14 protein-coding genes are annotated in these 16,875 nt (G+C 60.6%); 2 read left to right on the forward strand and 12 right to left on the reverse strand.

The features are described from left to right. Positions 1–104: 104 nt before the first annotated feature. The 7 genes from ASG68_RS02405 to ASG68_RS02435 form a co-directional block, all read right to left on the reverse strand. The gene (locus ASG68_RS02405; protein WP_062583424.1) at positions 105–470 is read right to left on the reverse strand and encodes a GFA family protein; all 366 of its coding nucleotides are present in this window, start codon (positions 468–470) and stop codon (positions 105–107) included. A 95-nt stretch (positions 471–565) separates the two neighbouring features. Beyond that, complete coding sequence (locus ASG68_RS02410; RefSeq protein WP_082478235.1) at positions 566–973, reverse strand: hypothetical protein; 408 nt, start codon at positions 971–973, stop codon at positions 566–568. A 142-nt stretch (positions 974–1,115) separates the two neighbouring features. Continuing rightward, entirely contained in the window at positions 1,116–2,204 is a 1,089-nt protein-coding gene (locus tag ASG68_RS02415; protein ID WP_062583422.1) for an ABC transporter ATP-binding protein, read from the reverse strand. 63 nt (positions 2,205–2,267) lie between these two features. After that, positions 2,268–3,920 carry an alpha-glucosidase gene (locus ASG68_RS02420; RefSeq protein ID WP_062583700.1) on the reverse strand — a complete coding sequence of 551 codons (1,653 nt, stop codon included), beginning with the start codon at positions 3,918–3,920 and terminating at the stop codon, positions 2,268–2,270. A 42-nt stretch (positions 3,921–3,962) separates the two neighbouring features. Continuing rightward, the gene (locus ASG68_RS02425; RefSeq protein ID WP_062609119.1) at positions 3,963–5,108 is read right to left on the reverse strand and encodes a carbohydrate ABC transporter permease; all 1,146 of its coding nucleotides are present in this window, start codon (positions 5,106–5,108) and stop codon (positions 3,963–3,965) included. Position 5,109: 1 nt separating this feature from the next. Continuing rightward, positions 5,110–6,120, reverse strand: coding sequence for a carbohydrate ABC transporter permease (locus ASG68_RS02430; RefSeq protein ID WP_062583420.1), 1,011 nt, complete (start codon positions 6,118–6,120; stop codon positions 5,110–5,112). 310 nt (positions 6,121–6,430) lie between these two features. Continuing rightward, on the reverse strand, positions 6,431–7,789 hold the full coding sequence (locus tag ASG68_RS02435; RefSeq protein WP_062583419.1) for an ABC transporter substrate-binding protein: 1,359 nt from the start codon (positions 7,787–7,789) through the stop codon (positions 6,431–6,433). Positions 7,790–8,088: 299 nt separating this feature from the next. Between ASG68_RS02435 and ASG68_RS02440 the strand changes: the two genes are divergently transcribed. After that, positions 8,089–9,120 carry a substrate-binding domain-containing protein gene (locus ASG68_RS02440; RefSeq protein WP_062583418.1) on the forward strand — a complete coding sequence of 344 codons (1,032 nt, stop codon included), beginning with the start codon at positions 8,089–8,091 and terminating at the stop codon, positions 9,118–9,120. A 21-nt stretch (positions 9,121–9,141) separates the two neighbouring features. On the opposite strand, the gene folD is transcribed toward ASG68_RS02440, so the two are convergent. Together folD and ASG68_RS02450 are read right to left on the reverse strand one after the other, a co-directional pair. Then, positions 9,142–10,041, reverse strand: a complete 900-nt coding sequence (gene folD / locus ASG68_RS02445; protein ID WP_062583417.1) for a bifunctional methylenetetrahydrofolate dehydrogenase/methenyltetrahydrofolate cyclohydrolase FolD — start codon at positions 10,039–10,041, stop codon at positions 9,142–9,144. A 218-nt stretch (positions 10,042–10,259) separates the two neighbouring features. Further along, positions 10,260–12,257 carry a GumC family protein gene (locus ASG68_RS02450; RefSeq protein WP_210173825.1) on the reverse strand — a complete coding sequence of 666 codons (1,998 nt, stop codon included), beginning with the start codon at positions 12,255–12,257 and terminating at the stop codon, positions 10,260–10,262. Between the two features lie 258 nt (positions 12,258–12,515). On the opposite strand from ASG68_RS02450, the gene ASG68_RS02455 reads away from it, so the two are divergent. Next, the gene (locus ASG68_RS02455) at positions 12,516–13,781 is read left to right on the forward strand and encodes a lipopolysaccharide biosynthesis protein (protein WP_062583415.1); all 1,266 of its coding nucleotides are present in this window, start codon (positions 12,516–12,518) and stop codon (positions 13,779–13,781) included. Positions 13,782–13,787: 6 nt separating this feature from the next. On the opposite strand, the gene ASG68_RS02460 is transcribed toward ASG68_RS02455, so the two are convergent. Genes ASG68_RS02460 through ASG68_RS02470 form a run of 3 tightly spaced genes read right to left on the reverse strand, consistent with a single transcriptional unit; the run spans position 13,788 to position 16,773 of the window. Further along, positions 13,788–14,666, reverse strand: coding sequence for a DUF6492 family protein (locus ASG68_RS02460; protein ID WP_062583414.1), 879 nt, complete (start codon positions 14,664–14,666; stop codon positions 13,788–13,790). Between the two features lie 11 nt (positions 14,667–14,677). Then, positions 14,678–15,493: a WecB/TagA/CpsF family glycosyltransferase gene (locus tag ASG68_RS02465; RefSeq protein ID WP_062583413.1), complete on the reverse strand. Its 816-nt coding sequence runs from the start codon at positions 15,491–15,493 to the stop codon at positions 14,678–14,680. Further along, a complete protein-coding gene (locus ASG68_RS02470; protein WP_082478233.1) occupies positions 15,490–16,773 on the reverse strand; it encodes a glycosyltransferase in 1,284 nt (427 codons plus the stop codon). Before ASG68_RS02470 ends, ASG68_RS02465 begins: the two co-directional genes overlap by 4 nt. Positions 16,774–16,875: the final 102 nt, after the last annotated feature.

A 16,875-nucleotide genomic window follows, 5' to 3' on the forward strand; every position in this document is an offset into this window, starting at 1 on the left:
TCTCCCCTTGCGGGAGAGGACACAAAATCAACATCTTAGCCGCAGGCTAAGTGTTAGATTTTGTTGGTGAGGGGCTTGTTCTTCTGCCGCTATACCTGCCGCCTTCACGGCAACGGCCCAGGATGCATGTCGCGCCGTCCGTCGTAGCGTTCGATCGTCAGTTCGAAGAGGTCGATGTTGTCGATGCAGCGGGCGTTGACCGAGACTTTTCCGGCGGGATAACCGGTGCGCAGCAGGGCGACCCCGCAGGTGGGGCAGAAATGATGCCCCTCGGTGATACAGCGCCAGACATAGGTGGCCATCTGGCGTTTTTCGCTGAGAAGCTTGATCCGGTCGGCCGGGACCTTCCAGTGCAGGAAGCCGGAGCGCCGGCAAGTCGAGCAGTTGCATTCGATCAGTTCGCCGATTTCCTCATCGATTTCAAAGCGGATTTCACCACAGTGACAGGAAAGCTTGTAGGGTTTTTCCATGCTCGATCATCCCGCTCCAGTGACGAATGATCAGTCACACATTGCCATGGCCATGGTGTCAAGCGCGCGTGGGTGTCAGCCGGTGGGATGGAGCATCAATTGTAGATATCCAGCACTCGGCCACGGTGATTGGGATGCGTGGAATAAACGAAAATCTTGTTGAGGTCTCGGTCCGAGATCAGCCGCAGGAAACGGGCTTCGAGGATGTTGTTGGCGTGGACGCGGCGGACAAGGCAGCCGATCATGCCGATGCGGGCACCGGTGATATCGAGGTAGAAATTTTGCGGCAACCTGAACTGGGTGGTGATGCCGATGACCGCGCTGCTCTTCGATATTTGCAGCAACTCGCAGCGGCGTGAGGTCAGGTTGAGCATGCCGTTTTCGGTATACTCGATCCGGGCCTCGTTATGCGTCTCCTCCAGCGGGAAATAGGCTTCCCGATCATACATGAAGGATTCTTCCCGGCTCAGATATGTCGGCCTGTCCGACGCTACTCCCCGCATCGCCCTTGCCCTCGTCTACCCGTCCGGAAAAGATGGCACGGGAGCCTTTAACGGAGCATGAGACGAAGATCTAAAATGATACACATCATGAAAAGCCCACCTGAACCGCAGTCCAGACGGGCTTTTCGAGGGTGTTGCTCGGTTAGACCCGGTAGGTCTTTCCGTTGGCGTCGAAGAGGTGGAGCTTCGCCTTGTCAGCCGTGAAGCGAACCTTCTCGCCGCGCTTGATATCGAGGATGCCGGGGATCTTGGCGATGATCGGCTCACCAGCGACCAGGCCTTCAATGTAGAGAAGCGTAACTTCGCCCAGCGCCTCGATGATCGACACCGTGCCTTCGAAGAGGAAACTGTCACCAGTCGAGACGCGCAGGTCTTCCGGACGGACGCCGAAGCTTGCCGTCTTGCCATTTTCGGACTCGGCCGTCGGGATGTCGAGCACATCCTTCTTGCCGCCGGGCAGCTCGACCGTTGTCTCAGCGCCGGTGGACACAATCTTTGCCGGGATGATGTTCATGGCCGGTGAACCGATGAAGCGGGCGACGAACAGATTGGCCGGGCGCTCATAAAGCTCCAGCGGCGGGCCGACCTGTTCGATATGGCCGGCAGAGAGCACGACGATGCGGTCGGCGAGCGTCATGGCCTCGACCTGGTCGTGGGTAACGTAGATCATCGTCGTATCGGCCATCTGTTCCGACAGCTTGGCGATCTCGATGCGGGTCGCGACACGCAGGGCCGCGTCGAGGTTGGACAGCGGCTCGTCGAACAGGAAGACCTTCGGATTGCGGCAGATGGCGCGGCCGATAGCGACGCGCTGGCGCTGACCACCGGAGAGCGCCTTGGGCAGGCGATCGAGATACTTGGTGAGCTGGAGGATGTCGGCGGCTGAACGGACGCGGCGATCGATCTCTTCCTTGTTTTCCTTGGCGATGCGCATGCCAAACGCCATGTTGTCGTAAACCGTCATGTGCGGATAGAGCGCGTAGGACTGGAAGACCATGGCGATGCCGCGTTGCGACGGCGGCACATCGTTGACCAGGCGGTCGGCGATATACATTTCGCCGCCGGAGATTTCCTCAAGGCCGGCGATCATGCGTAGCAGCGTGGATTTTCCGCAGCCGGACGGACCGACGAAGACGATGAATTCGCCCTGCTTGATGTCGAGATCGATGCCATGAATGACATCCACCGCGCCATAAGACTTGCGGATATTCTTCAGTTGCAAACCTGCCATGTCATCCTCCCCTTCATTCTCTCATTTTTGGCCGGACCTTTATGCGGGCCGGCTTGATCCGATTTAGACGATACGGGCAAAGAACCCGCCCCATGCCGGCAGCGTGATCCCGTCGTCCGTCAATTGCGATGCGAAGCCGTGGCCTTCCAGAACTTCCAGCTGCTCCGACGGCCGTTCGATACGCGTTGCCTCTCCGCTCATGTTGAACAGGCAGAGGATCGTCTCGTTGCCGAATGTCCGCTCGAAACCGAGTACCGGCGCGGCATAGGGCCGGAATTCGATCTCGCCCTTGGCAAAGGCCGGATGCTGCTTGCGGAAAGCCAGGAAACGCCGGTAGTGATTGAGCACCGACTGCTGATCCGATTGCTGCACGGAAACAGCGCGCTCCAGATGCTCCTTCGGCACCGGCAGCCAAGGCTTGCCTTCGCCGAAGCCGCCGTTGACCGCGTCCTGTTCCCAGACCATCGGTGTGCGGCAGCCGTCGCGACCCTTGAAATCGGGCCAGAACTGGATGCCGTAGGGGTCCTGCAAATCTTCGAAGGCGAGGTCCGCTTCCGTCAGGCCCAGTTCCTCACCCTGATAGATACAGGCCGAGCCGCGCAGCGTGGTCAGCAGGCTGACGAGAAACTTCGCATGCGCCTGATGATCGGCGATGTCTTGGCCCCAGCGGCTGACATGGCGCACGACGTCATGGTTCGAGAAAGCCCAGCACGCCCAGCCTTCGGGAGCGGCGCGGGCAAAATCGTGCAGCACCTGGGCGACGCTCGCCGGCGTGAGCGGATCGGGCGCCAGAAACTCGAAGGCATAGCACATGTGCATCTTGTCATTGCCGGACGTGTATTGGCCGGCAATCTCAAGACCGATCTGGCTGTCGCCGACTTCGCCGACGGCGGCGATTGCCGGGAACTCGTCCATGACGGTGCGGAAGCGCTTGAGAAATTCGAGGTTCTCCGGGCGGTTCTTGTCGTAGAGATGTTCCTGATAGTTATAGGGGTTCACCGCCGGCGCGGTGTTGGCATTGCGGCGTTCCGGGGCCAGAGCCGGATTGTCGCGCAGTTCCAGATCGTGGAAGTAAAAGTTGATCGTATCCAGCCGGAAGCCATCGACGCCGCGCTCCAACCAGAAACGCTCGACAGCCAGAAGCGCGTCCTGAACTTCCGGATTGTGCAGGTTGAGATCCGGCTGCGAGGTCAGGAAGTTGTGCATGTAATATTGCAGGCGTGTCGGGTCCCACTGCCAGGCGGAGCCGCCGAAGATCGACAGCCAGTTGTTCGGCGGCGTGCCATCCGGCTTCGAATCCGACCAGACATACCAGTCGGACTTTGGATTGAAGCGGCTGGAGCGGCTTTCGACGAACCAGGGATGCTGGTCCGACGTATGCGACATGACGAGGTCGATCATCACGCGGATGCCGAGGCGATGGGCCTCCGTGATCAGCGCGTCGAAATCGGCAAGCAGGCCAAAGATCGGATCGACGCCGGTATAGTTCGACACGTCATAGCCGAAGTCCTTCATCGGCGAGGTGAAGAACGGCGAGATCCAGATCGCATCCACGCCCAACGACGCGACATGCGGCAACCGTGCGGTGATGCCCTTCAGGTCGCCGATGCCGTCGCCGTTCGAGTCCTGGTAGGAACGCGGGTAGATCTGATAGATCACCGCGCCCCGCCACCAGTCCCGGTCGGCCTGCAATGTCGAACCAATTGCCTGGGTCATGCTCATATTCATTCCTGTAGACGTCCTTGAGATTACGAGATTTCAACCGCCCTTGACCGAGCCCGCCAGCAGACCACGCACCAGGTAGCGCTGCAGGGTGAAGAACACGATCAGCGGCACGATAATGGTAATGAAGGCCGAGGCCGTCAGGATTTCCCAGTTGCCGCCGCGCGAGCCGAGCAGGTTGACGAGACGGCCGGTGAGAACCAGTTCGTCATTGCCGGTGCCGAGGAAGACCATGGCGACCAGCAGGTCGTTCCAGGTCCAGAGGAACTGGAAGATCGAGAACGATGCCAGCGCCGGGAAGGACAAGGGCAGGATGATCTTGATGAAGATATCGAAATCGGAAGCGCCATCGACACGGGCCGATTCCATGATCTCGCGCGGCAGGCCGGCCATGTAGTTGCGCAGGAGATAGATGGCGAGCGGCAGGCCGAAGCCCATATGCGCCAGCCAGATGCCGACATAGGTCTTGGCCGGGACACCGAAGAACGCGCCGACGCCATTATACAATTTCAGCAGCGGGATCAGCGACATCTGCAGCGGCACGACGAGCAGGCCGACGACGACGGCAATCAGGATCGCGCGGCCGGGGAACTTCATCCAGGCCAGTGCATAGGCTGCGAAGGCGGCAACGAGGATCGGGATGACGGTCGCGGGAATGGCGACGGTCAGCGAGTTGATGAAGGATGCGCCGATGCCGGCGGCCCGCATGACTTCGCGATAATTGTCGAAGGTGAAGCGCGGCGGAACGGCGGCAGTGTAGAAGATGCGCTGTCCGCGCGTGCCTTCCATACGGGTTGGCGAAACGATCTCGTAAGAGCCGTCGTCCTGGACGGTCAGCGTCTGGCCATCGCCAAGGTCGGCAGCCATACCAACAGCAAATGCGGTCGGTTGCAGCGGCCGGACACCGAAGGCCGAAACCTTCGAATTGCCGCCTTCCAGAAGGTTCCCCGCGATGACGAACTTGCCGTCACGCTCGACCTGCGTTTCTGGCAAGGCGGCACGACCGGTGAGGTTCTGCGATGATGTGGACAGAGCCGTCCACCAGCCGGAAACGGCCAACTGGTCCTTGTCACGCAGCGACGAGATCAGGAGGCCGGCGGTCGGCAGGGTCCAGAGGACCACCAGCAGGACGACGGAAATATGGACGAGCCAGACAAGTGGCGAGCGGGAAGAAGCAATCATCTCAATGGCCCTCCATTTCCTTGGTCGCGTTGCGGATGTTCCAGATCATGATCGGGATCACGAGAACCATGATGATGACGGCGATCGCAGCACCACGGCCGAAGTCCCCGCCCCCGCGGAACATCCAGTCGAACATAAGATTGGCGAGAACCTGGCTTTGCCACTGCCCGTTTGTCATGGCGAGCACGATGTCGAAGACCTTGAGCACCAGGATGGTGATGGTCGTCCAGACGACCGCGATCGTGCCCCACATCTGCGGGATCATGATCTTGAAGAAGATCTGCAGGCCGTTGGCGCCATCGATGACGGCAGCCTCGATGGTTTCTTCCGGAATGCCGCGCAGGGCGGCCGACAGGATGACCATGGCAAAACCGGTCTGGATCCAGATCAGGATGACCATGAGGAAGAAGTTGTTCCAGAAGGGCAGCGTCACCCAGGCTTCCGGCGAGCCACCAAAATAGACGACAATGGCGTTCAGGAGACCGATCTGCTCGGTGCCTTCGGCGCGGTAATCGTAGATGAACTTCCAGATGACGGACGCGCCGACGAAGGAAATCGCCATCGGCATGAAGATCAGCGTCTTGGCGATATTGCCCCACCAGATGCGATCGGTGAGCGCCGCGATGATCAGGCCGAAGAAGGTGGCAGCGGCGGGCACGACCAGCAGCCAGAGGAAGTTGTTGTAGATCGACTGGCGGAACTCGCCGTCATTGAACATCCAGATGAAATTGTTCAATCCGACGAAATTCTCACCTGCCCTGTCATGCAGACTGAGCCAGACGGAGGCGATGACGGGATAAATCAGGTAGATGGTCAGCGAAAACAGCGCCGGACCGAGGAAGAGCCAGGGTCGGATGGCATTGGTGATGCGCAGGTTGCGCGAGGCGACCGGACCTGTCAGCCCTTTCGATGGAAAGATCCTGTCGAGGATCCAGTTCGTACCGAAGAAATAGGCGGCGCAGGCGAGAACCCCCGCAGCCATCGTGGCGATGGCGAATAACAACTGCTGCATGGCAACTTCCTCCCCAGGAATGTAAGGCCGGATGTACGGCCTGGCCGCCTTTGCCGCATGATATCCTCGATACGGGATGCATGCTGGGCCGGAACGGTCGCACCGCCTCTTTGCCGGGCGTCACATACGCTCGGCAGCGGTTCCTATTCCAAGGCGCTTTATGTTGGCTTCGTCACCATCGTCAGCGCCTCACAGGCGAACGCGTTTCGATGGGTTTCAGGCCTTGCAGTCTTTTTCTTGCCGGCCCCGGATTTCTTCCGGAGCCGGTCTTGTGAACTGCGCGCTTCAGGCGCGAATGGCCTGACCGATCTTACTTGATCGAGTCCCATGCCTTCTGGATGCCGTCGGCGACATCCTGTGCCGACTTGCCACCAACGTAATCGACCATGCCGGTCCAGAACGCGCCCGCGCCGATCTTGCCGGGCATCAGGTCGGAGCCGTCGAAGCGGAAGGTCGTTGCGTTCAGCAGGATTTCGCCCTGCTTCTTCATCGGGCCGTTGGCATAGACTTCCTTGTTGGCGCTCTTCAGCGGCGTCAGGAAGCTCGTCTGAGCCATCCAGACTTCGTGCGCGATCGGCGTTTCGAGGAATTCGATGAAGGCGCGCGCAGCCGGCGTGTCCTTGGTGATCATGGCGAGCGTGCCGGCACCGAGAACCGGGTTGCCGAGCTCCGGCTTGCTGGCGTAAGGCGGCATGTAGAAGAAATCAGCATCTTCGCCGACAACCGTGCCTTCCGGGAAGAACGACGGAATGAACGAGGCCTGATGGTGCAGGTAGCACTTCGGCGGCGACGCAAACAGGCCCTTCGGGCTGTCGCGGAAGTCGGCCGAAGCAACGGCAGCAGCACCGCCATCGACATTCTTGTCGTTCTTGGCGAACCAGCCGAACTCGTCGATGGCGCCGACGACAGCCGGGTCGTTGAACGGAAGCGCGTTGGTGACCCACTTGTCATAGGTTTCGGCCGGCTGCGTGCGCAGCATCATGTCTTCGACCCAGTCGGTCGCCGGCCAGCCGGTCGCACCGCCGGAGCCCAGACCGATGCACCAGGGCGTACCGCCATCGGCAACGATCTTTTCGGTCAGCGCCTTCAGTTCTTCCATGGTCTTCGGAACTTCATAGCCCGAATCCTCGAAGTTTTCCGGCACGTACCAGACCAGCGACTTCACGTCGATCTTGTAGGGGAATGCGTAGAGTTCTTTCTTGCCGTCCTTGCCGGCATAGGTCGAGAGATCGACCCAGGACTGGCCAGCGGCATAGTTTTCGAGGAGCCACTTCTTGGTGTCCTCGCCGAGCGGCGTCAGGTAGCCCTTCGAGGCGAGGTCGGCGATGAGGCCCGGCTGCGGCAGGACGGCGACATCCGGCGGGCTGCCAGCCTGCGTGTCGATGACGATCTGCTGCTCGTAGTTTTCCGAGGAGGAGTATTTCACATCGACGCCGGTTGCATCACGGAAATAGTCGAGTACGGACTGGACAAGGGCCTCGTCCTCACCGCGCCACGGTCCGAAGATGGTCAGCGTCTGACCCTTGAGGTCGTGACCCTTCTTGAACTCTTCGTAGCTTCCCCAGTTGAACTTGGAATCTTCACCCGGCTTGAATTTCAGCTCGGCGGCATTCGCGGCACCAGCCACAAGCGCCAGCGCTGCCACTCCCATCAAGAATGTTCTTTTCACGTCATTTCCTCCCAAGAAATGCCCGACCCATTTTGTTGCCGGGCGGATATCATTGCGCCCACAAAATTCAAAGCGCTTTGAGTTTGCTAACAAATCATTTTGAGGGGCAGAAAGTCAAGTGCTTTCCCACAGCCGGGAAAATGCCGATGATTTTATGCACTGCAGCGAAGGTTTGCGTCGCAATGAAGCCAATTTTTCTTTGTTGGTGCGTCACGGAGTGTTACAAAACCGTCCGCGCCTTGACACTGAAAAAGGAAATTCTAATAAAAATCAAAGCGCTTTGGGAGGATGCGCTGACAATGAACGTGAATTTGAAGCAGCTGGCGGAGATGCTGGGCCTGTCGCAAACGACGGTCAGCCGCGCACTCAACGGCTATCCGGAGGTGAATGCGGAAACGCGCCAGCGTGTACTGAGCGCCGTGCGCGACACCGGTTATCGCCCCAATCGCGCCGCCCAGAGACTAGCGACGGGTCGGGCCGGGTCGATCGGGCTCGTCATGCCGATCGCGCAGGGCATCGATTCGGATGTGCATTTCGGCGAATTCCTGGCTGGTCTCGGGGAGGAATCCGTTCGCCACGATTTCCATTTCGTCATCAATCCGAGCGCGCCTGACGACGAGGAAGCAACATTCAAGCGACTGGCGGCGAGCGGCAATGTCGATGCCCTTTTCCTGGCTTATGTCCGCGCCAACGATCCGCGCATAGCCATGCTGAAATCGCTGTCGATCCCCTTCGTCGTCCATGGCCGCGCGATCGGACAAGCGGCCGACTATCCGTTTCTCGACATCGACAATACCGGCGCCTTTTATGACGCAACGCGGTTGCTGATCCAGCTTGGGCATAGGCGGATCGCGCTGATCAACGGCCCGGGAAACCTGACCTTCTCCATCCGCCGGGCCAAGGGCATGCGGCGCGCGCTGGAGGAAAACGGCATGACGCTGGACGAGAGCCTCGTGCATAACTCTCTGATGACCGACGAATACGGCCATCGGGCCATGCAGCAATTTCTGGACAGCGAACGCCCGCCGACCGCAGTGCTGTGTTCGAGTACCGTGATAGCACTCGGCGCCGTCAGGGCCATCAACAAGGCCGGGCTGCAGATCGGCAGCGATATCTCGCTGATCGCCCATGACGACGTTCTGCCGATGCTGAAGCCGGAGAATTTCAGCGTGCCTCTGACAACAACGCGATCGTCGCTTCGGGCAGCCGGGTCACGCATCGCGACACGGCTGATCTCGCGCATCCTCAAGACCGGTGACTATCCGGATCAGGAACTGTGGCGCACGGAACTGATCGTCAGGGCCTCCACCGGCCCTGCCGCACGGTCGTGAAGATCAGTCAAGCCTTCCAACTCAGAACTTTGGCGCCTTCTTGCCCGCCTTGCGATAGGCGGCGATGACGGTATTCGCCATCAGCATCGCAATGGTCATGGGGCCGACGCCACCTGGAACCGGCGTGATGACGCTTGCAACGTTGGCGGCCTCCTCGAATGCGACGTCGCCGACGAGCTTCGACTTGCCCTCGCCCTTTTCGGGTGCCGCGATGCGGTTGATGCCGACATCGATCACGGTGGCGCCGGGCTTGACCCAATCGGCCTTCACCATCTCCGGGCGACCGACAGCGGCGACCAGGATGTCGGCGTTGCGGCAGACGGCTGGCAGGTCCTTGGTACGCGAATGGGCGATCGTCACCGTCGCATTGGCGGCGAGCAGCAACTGCCCCATCGGCTTGCCGAACAGGTTGGAGCGGCCGATGACCACGGCGTTCAGGCCGGAAAGATCCTCGCCATGCGTGCGCTTGACGAACACCATGGCGCCGGCCGGGGTGCAGGACACGAGGCCACCATCGAGATCGCCGGTCGCCAACTTGCCGGCGTTGACGACATGCAGACCGTCGACATCCTTTTCCGGCAGGATCGACTGGATGATCGGCTCGGAATTCAAGTGTTTCGGCAGCGGCAACTGAACGAGGATGCCGTGCAGCGTCTCGTCGGCATTGAGCGTCTGGACGAGTGCGGCGAGTTCTTCCTGGGTCGTCTCCTCCGGCAGGGTATGCTGCACCGAAGTGAAACCGCATTCCTTGGCCATGCGGCCCTTGGCGCCGACATAGGCGTGGCTGGCAGGATCGCTGCCGACGATGACGACGGCGAGACCCGTCTTGACGCCCGTTTCCTTCGTCAGTGTCTCGGATGCGGCCTTCACGGCATCGATCACCGACGCTGCAACCTGCTTGCCATCAATCACAGTCGTCACGGTGTTCTCCCAGATGGTCGTTCGTTTTTTATCACTCTAATGCCAGCGGATAATATCGATGGCCTCAATGCGTCCTAAGCTGTCCAGATCGAATAAATCAAGGCCGAAAGCGCAATGATGGACGCGAAGGCCATGCGTCTTTCATTTTCTTGCATTGGTGAGGAAATGGGCGAAACCCGCGCCGGATACGGCACGGATTGTCTTTTGCCGAAGAGGCTTTAACGGCCGGTACCAGTACGCAGTCTGGCGTAGTGTTCGACGCGGGAGCGAAGCGCGCGCAGGTCGGCCTGGACCTGAGCGACATTGCCGTCTTCCCGCTCGTAACCGCGGTTGTCGTACGGGTAATCCCGCTCGTAGTCCGTCGCTGCCGCGTGGCGTACCGGCAGAGCGGAGAGCGCTGCGGCGGATGCCTCGGCATGGTGCGCCGCCGGCATGCGCGGTCTGACGGCCGATACCGATGCCGCGGGCACCGGCTCTTCGAACCGCCGTGTGGGAACAGGCCCACTTGGATGATCGTCCTGCCCCGGCGGGTCGCGATCCGGAACCACCACAGGCGCACGGTTCGACCGCCGGAACATGTCCCGCAGACTTCGATAGGCGCCGAGCACAATCCCGAGACCAATACCCGCCATGAAGCCGCCGATCATACCGCCGATGGCAATGAGCTTGCGCGACGGCCCCTTGGCCTGAAGTGGCGGCTCGGCCGACGAGATCACGCGGATATTCTTGGACGTCAGCTTTTCTTCCTGGCCGGTTTCGCTCGCCCGCTTGAGGAAGGATTCATAGATCGTTCGGGTAGCATTCGCCTTGCGCTCCAGTTCGCGCAGTTCGATAAAGCCGGTCGAGGAATTGACCTGCTGTGCCTTCTGCACTGCAAGCTGCTGAAGAAGATCCTTCTCGGTGCGGATCGCCCGATCGAGTTCGGTCTGCGATGTCGCTTCGATACGGCGCAGTTCGTTGCCGATTTCGGAGCGGGCAACCTCGAGTGCCTGCGCAGCTGCCAGCCGTTGCGGATGGCGCGGGCCGAGACTTGCATCGAGCGAACTGAGTTGCGCGCGTGCCTGCGAATATTGCTTGCGAAGTTCCTGCAGCGTGACTGAGCTCAGCTCTTCCGGCACGGCGCCGCTCAGCACGTCATTCAGCCGGGTCTTGGTGACCACGTCCGCTTTCGCGCGCGCATCGGCGATCCGGCTGCGCACCGCACCGACCTGATCGTTCAATGCAAGTAATTGCTTGTCGGAAATCAGCTCGCCGTTGGCACCGATGATATCGTGATCGGCCTTGTACTTCTCCACCGCGTTTTCGGCGGCATCGAGTTCCTTGCGCAGGTCTGCCAGCCGGCTGTCGAGGGCCGCAGTGGTGCGCTGGAAGAAGCCGGATTGAGCGGCCTGCTCCTCGCTGAGAAACGTCGTGACGATGCGGTTGGCGATCAGCGCCGACTTCTGTGGATCACGGCTTTCCACCTCGACGGTGACGATGAAGGTTTTCTGATCGCGGAACACCGATACCGCATCGCTGAGTTTCTCCAGCGTTTGCGGGCTGACCCCGGACGCCGGCGCGGGCTGTCCCTTGCCGGGCGAGACGATGTCGCGAATGACATCGATTCCAGCCGCCAGATTTCCCTTGTCGGTGGACTTGCCACCAAACTCCGGATCACGGTCCAGCCCCATGTCGATCGCGACCTTTTCCAGGACCGTGCGCGACCGCAGAACTTCCAGCTGACTATCGACCAGCGCCAAAATGGCCTCGGTCGCCAGGCTTTCCTTGGAGAGATCGGAATCCGTCAAACGGACTTCGCGCGGATCGACGTAAAGCTTGCTGTCTGCCACGTAAATGCTCGGCGTGGACATGGCCAGCGCCACGCCACCGACAGCGCCCAGAACTGTCAGGACGACGACGACCTTGCGCATCTGCCAGACCGACGAGAGGATCGTGGCGATATCGATCAGCGGCCGGTCACGCGTATCGTCGAGGTAGATTTCGGATGTCGGTGTGGGTTCGTGGGCGAAACCTCCAGTTTCACGTTGCGGTGAAGGCTTGACCTTTTCCGAACCCTTGAGCCAGGACGACAGACGGCTGGTGGAAATCGGCTGTTCGGAGATGTCGCCCGGCTGCGGCGCAGCCTCGTTTTGCGCGGATTGCGGCTTTGCCGTTGAACTGGACAGGCGATCAAGCAAAGAGCCGGGGCTCTGCCGTTGTGGGGCACGGCGCGGCATCTCCTGCTCCTTCGACGCAAGGTCGAGGAGGGAGCGGCGAGCGGCGTTCCGCTTGTTGTCATCCGGATCGAACATCAGAACCTGCAAACGCCCGCAATTGGGCACACCAATGAATATGAATGGAGCTTAAGTTTTTATGGGAAACAAACCGTTAACGGCGGCCCCGTTCTCACGGCAATGTGACCTCGACAAGACGCCGCCAAACCGCTCATTAAGCTTTAAGGTCTAAAACGGGACAGCATAGCTGGACCCCGCCCCTTGATCGATTTCGCCAAGACCCTTTATAAGCGCCACAGTGGCGTGATTCACGCCTATATCTCGATGACAGGCGGGTCTGCGGGCCGTCTGGTTCTATCGCTCGTCTATTTCATCTGCGTTGCCAACGGCCTGTCGATTGCCGAATTCGGGCTGTTTGCCACCGCATCTGCGGCCGGCATCATGATTTCGCGCGTGCTCGCCTTCGGCTTCATGTCGCCGCTCTACCGGGTCGCAACCGTCAAGCCGCTGCTGGTCGGCACCTATAGTGCCGGCTTTATCGTCGGGGCGCTCGCGTCGCTGCCGCTTTTGGCTGTCCTGTGCCTGGCGGTCTATTATGCCGTTTTCGAGCGCGACATCGCGCTTCACGTCTTCCTTGCCCTGATGGTCGCCGAAATCATCTGCTGGCGTGGGCTGGAAGTCGTCGTCATCGTGCTGAACGGGCTCGGCCGCTTTGGCCGCGCCGCGTTTCTCGTCGTCATCGGCACCGGCATGCGCACAGCAGCCGCCCTGGCCTTTTCAGTGCTTCACTGGTCGTCGCTGGAGGCATGGTCGCTGTTCTATCTCGGCGCCAATGCGCTCGCACTCGTCATCGCCATCATCTGGTATTTTCCCCGAGTGCGGCTGCGCTGGCGGCCGGAGCTTTATATCCGCAGATGGGCGGATTCGGTCTCGGTCGCGGGCGCCGAGGTGCTGTTCTACATCCAGTCGGAATTCGACAAGATCGCGGTTCTGGCGATCAGCGGGCCGGAAGTTTCGGGCATCTACGCGATCATCATGCGGCTGGCCGACCTGACGGCGCTGCCGGTCAGGTCCTTCAACACATTGCTGGTCCAGAAGATCATGCGCACACCCGGCACGATCAGTTCGTGGCGCACCCGGCTGACGATCGAGGGGCTGGTGGCGGGTGTCTCGCTGGTGGCGATCACCGGCATGGCCGTCTATCTCTGGATCTTTCCGCGCGGGCTCGGCAACAATGTCTCCGAAGCCGCACCCTATCTGATAGCCGTGCTGCTGGTGCCGTCCTTCCGCAATCTCGTCGAGTATCATTCAGAATTGCTCTATGCGACCGGCCGCACGGTACGCCGGATAGTCAATCTGGTTATCGCGGGGATCGTCAAGGTGGGGCTGCTTGCGGCGCTCTTCACGGCCAGCACGGATGTCGCCTATTGGTCGCCAATGCTCAACGGTGTCTATCTGGCGCTCTATGCCGCTTCCTTCACCCTCACCTACAGCGCCATGCGCCGGGAGACGAGCCGGGTCATCTAAAGAACATCAGGCGGCCCGTTCGAGAACGATGTTGCGGATATCGGTCAGGTCGTGGCCGACGAAGGACTGCACGCCGATGCCGATCTGGTGCGGCGCCATGTCGTTCATGAAGTGGCGCAGGCCATTGATATCGCGCGCATAACTGTCCTCGAACCAGAGAACATGGCAAAGGCCATCGGGCGACGCGACATGCCCCTGCCCTTTCAGGACTTCGTCCACGAACCGGCCATAGATCAGGCATTCCGAGAACTGACGCGAGCGGATGATCGCCCGGATCCAGTGGCGGCCATGCAGGGTCTCGATATGGTCGAGAAGCGCCCGCGTCGTGTCGGTGCGCCAGGCGATCAGTGTGTTGATGTAATCGTTGGCCGGCAGGCTGAAGGGGCCGATGCCGAGAAGCCGGTCGGAATGAGCGAGCCATTCCAGATGATTGGAGCGCATCCGCTGACCGATGCCGCCATCCTTGCGGTACAGCGTCAACCGATCGCCCTGCCAGAGGTTGGCCGGGTCGAAATCGCGCAGGAAGACGACGTCGGAATCGACGGCGAACATCACGGGCTCGTCGATATGGCGCGCCAGCGCGAGCCGGCGCAACTGCTGCGCCTGCCAGCCGCGCAACGGCAGGCTGTAGGGGCTGATCCAGAGTTTGCGTCGACCAGCCGTCATCGGGTCCGGCACCGCATGCAGCCACCAGGGGAATAGGTCGCCTTCGCTGATCACGCGGCGGCGCGGGCCTTCCAACTGCCGGAACAGCGCGACGTCGAACGGGGCGACCAGCAGATAATGCGTCCAATCGCCTTTCAGCCGCAGATCCATGCTTTCGCACAGCAGGCGGCAGCGCTCAAAATCATTGGCGTAGGACGCTGTCACGACAGCAGTGCGCATGATGGGTTCCGTCAGAAAGACCGCGACCCGGAGTGGCGACCGCCAACCTCCGGAGTTTTGAATTTCAGACTCAGCTTATGACGGAGGATGTAAAAGAGGAAGCGCGGATTTCCAAGCAGATAGCGACGCCAGAGACGGCCCGGCTCGTAGGCCAGCCGATGCAGCCACTCCATCCGCAAACGCCGGATCGTCAATGATGCACGCGGCACCTCGCCCGCGACGAAATCGAACAATGCGCCGACACCGATGACCAGTCGTGCGTGACCCGGACCGACATAACGATCGATCCACTTTTCCTGTTTCGGGCTCCCCATGGCGATCAGCAGAATGTCGGGCTTCAGTTCGCGAACCCTGGCCATGACCTCGTCCGACCTGGAATCGTCGAAATAGCCGTCGGCAACGGCGATGAACTCGTGCCAGGGCGCATGCTTCCTGAAATTTTCCGCCGCCCGTTCAATCACATCGGCACGGGCACCGATCATCGCCACACGACGCGGCGTGGTCATATACGTCAACAATCCCGGCACGAAATCGGTACCGTTCAGGTTGGCCGGAAACACCTTGCCATGGAACAGCCAGGACGCGATGTCGACGCCGTGCCCGTCGGGAAGGACGATGTGCCGGTTGAGGATGGCGCGATAGTCGGCATCGCGCATCATCAGATTGGCGTTGTTGGCGTTCAGGAACGAGATTACCGTCTGACCGATCGGCAGCGAGGCGATCTCGTCGGCAAACGCAAACGCATCCGCCCAGCCGAAATCACAGACGGGCAGGTCGAGGATCGCGCGTTGCGACGCGACGATCGATGTCTCCGGAAAAACGTTCATCGGGACTTGCCCCCCTCATGCACGGCAAAGCCAAACGGCGCACCGGCTGTCTTCTTGCTTGCCCGGGCCGGCTCGGGTTCTTCCCAGGACGATGCGAAACCTTTTTCCGCAAAGCGTTTGCCAAGGCTGCAAAGGCCCTTTTCAAGCGTTTCGAGTAGCTTCGTCTTCTGAGCCTGATGGAAGAGCCTGCCAGACAGGCGCTTGCGATTTCCGGCGCGAACCTCGGCCACGCGCTCGGTCAGCAACCGCGCGAAATCCGCGGGATCGTCGGTGACCGAGCAGTTTGCCGGCGGCGAGCCTACACCGCGCAGCGATGCGCGCGTGGCAACGCTCGGCATGCCGAGTTCGAAGGTCTCAATCGTCTTCAACTGGACGCCCGTGCCGCCGCGGCTGATCAGCGGAACGACTGCTCCAGCCTCGACGAAGGCGCGCGCATCCGGCACGTGTCCGAGAAAGCGGACACCCGGATGGGAAACGGCGGGTACGGACGGCAGCTGGCCCGCGATGGCGATGGTCATTTCAGCCGGCAGCAGCGGCACGACCTTCGACAGGAACCAGTCGAGACCGATCCGGTTGGGCTGCCAGCTCCAGGTTCCGATCAGGGCGAGATCATGTTCCACGACCGCGCCGATCCGGTCCTGCGGCGGCTCCCAGCGGGTGACCAGCGGCAGGACAGCCGCCCGATCGGAAACCGTGTATCCGAATCCGAAACGATCCGCTTCCGCGAAGGTCCAGATCGCCGAAGCCACCTGGGTCAGCTGCTTTTCGAGCAGTTCAAGGTAACGTGCCTCGCGCCGGAAAAGCATCCTTTGCAGCCAGCTCGATGCACGCTCGGCATTTTCCAGCGCCGAGTCCGCTTCGACATTGTGGGCGATGTAGATCGTCGGATATTTTTGGAAGACGCTGGCGAATGCGCCAGGCAATTGCACGGAATTGAGGATGATGCCGTCGAACGGCTGCAGTTCCGTCAACATCGCGTCAATATGATCGGCATCGACCGTCAGCAGCTTGGCGGACGAGACGGTGGTGTGGTTGAGAAATGCCTTGGCCAGCCAGCGTAGCTTCGTGGATGCTCCGACCTTGGCATTGGCGACTTCCAGTTCACCAAGGACATACATAGCTCCGTCCGGCGCAACGGTCTGCCCCGGCTGCAGAAAGCCGACGACGCTGACCTGATGGCCCAAGGCGCGAAGGCCGTCCAGCACGGCGCGGTTTGCAATGTCGAAACCCGATGAAGGGTTCTCCACCGGCACCAGCGAGGAAACGAAAACCAGATGCATGTCGCCACACGAGACTTGAGAACAACTGCGGCGACTGTATCAACGCGATGTAAAATGACCTTTAAATCATTCATTCAAAAGCGAAATTGGAAATTCAGCATC

The sequence above is a fragment of the Rhizobium sp. Leaf453 genome (assembly GCF_001425605.1).
Taxonomy (GTDB): Bacteria; Pseudomonadota; Alphaproteobacteria; order Rhizobiales; family Rhizobiaceae; genus Pararhizobium.

Excerpts from the sequence above, each read along its gene's own strand:
- ASG68_RS02405 (WP_062583424.1), bottom strand. The coding sequence starts at position 470 with ATGGAAAAACCCTACAAGCTTTCCTGTCACTGTGGTGAAATCCGCTTT.
- ASG68_RS02410 (WP_082478235.1), bottom strand. The coding sequence starts at position 973 with ATGCGGGGAGTAGCGTCGGACAGGCCGACATATCTGAGCCGGGAAGAA.
- ASG68_RS02415 (WP_062583422.1), bottom strand. The coding sequence starts at position 2,204 with ATGGCAGGTTTGCAACTGAAGAATATCCGCAAGTCTTATGGCGCGGTG.
- ASG68_RS02420 (WP_062583700.1), bottom strand. The coding sequence starts at position 3,920 with ATGACCCAGGCAATTGGTTCGACATTGCAGGCCGACCGGGACTGGTGG.
- ASG68_RS02425 (WP_062609119.1), bottom strand. The coding sequence starts at position 5,108 with ATGATTGCTTCTTCCCGCTCGCCACTTGTCTGGCTCGTCCATATTTCC.
- ASG68_RS02430 (WP_062583420.1), bottom strand. The coding sequence starts at position 6,120 with ATGCAGCAGTTGTTATTCGCCATCGCCACGATGGCTGCGGGGGTTCTC.
- ASG68_RS02440 (WP_062583418.1), top strand. The coding sequence starts at position 8,089 with ATGAACGTGAATTTGAAGCAGCTGGCGGAGATGCTGGGCCTGTCGCAA.
- ASG68_RS02450 (WP_210173825.1), bottom strand. The coding sequence starts at position 12,257 with ATGCCGCGCCGTGCCCCACAACGGCAGAGCCCCGGCTCTTTGCTTGAT.
- ASG68_RS02460 (WP_062583414.1), bottom strand. The coding sequence starts at position 14,666 with ATGCGCACTGCTGTCGTGACAGCGTCCTACGCCAATGATTTTGAGCGC.
- ASG68_RS02465 (WP_062583413.1), bottom strand. The coding sequence starts at position 15,493 with ATGAACGTTTTTCCGGAGACATCGATCGTCGCGTCGCAACGCGCGATC.
- ASG68_RS02470 (WP_082478233.1), bottom strand. The coding sequence starts at position 16,773 with ATGCATCTGGTTTTCGTTTCCTCGCTGGTGCCGGTGGAGAACCCTTCA.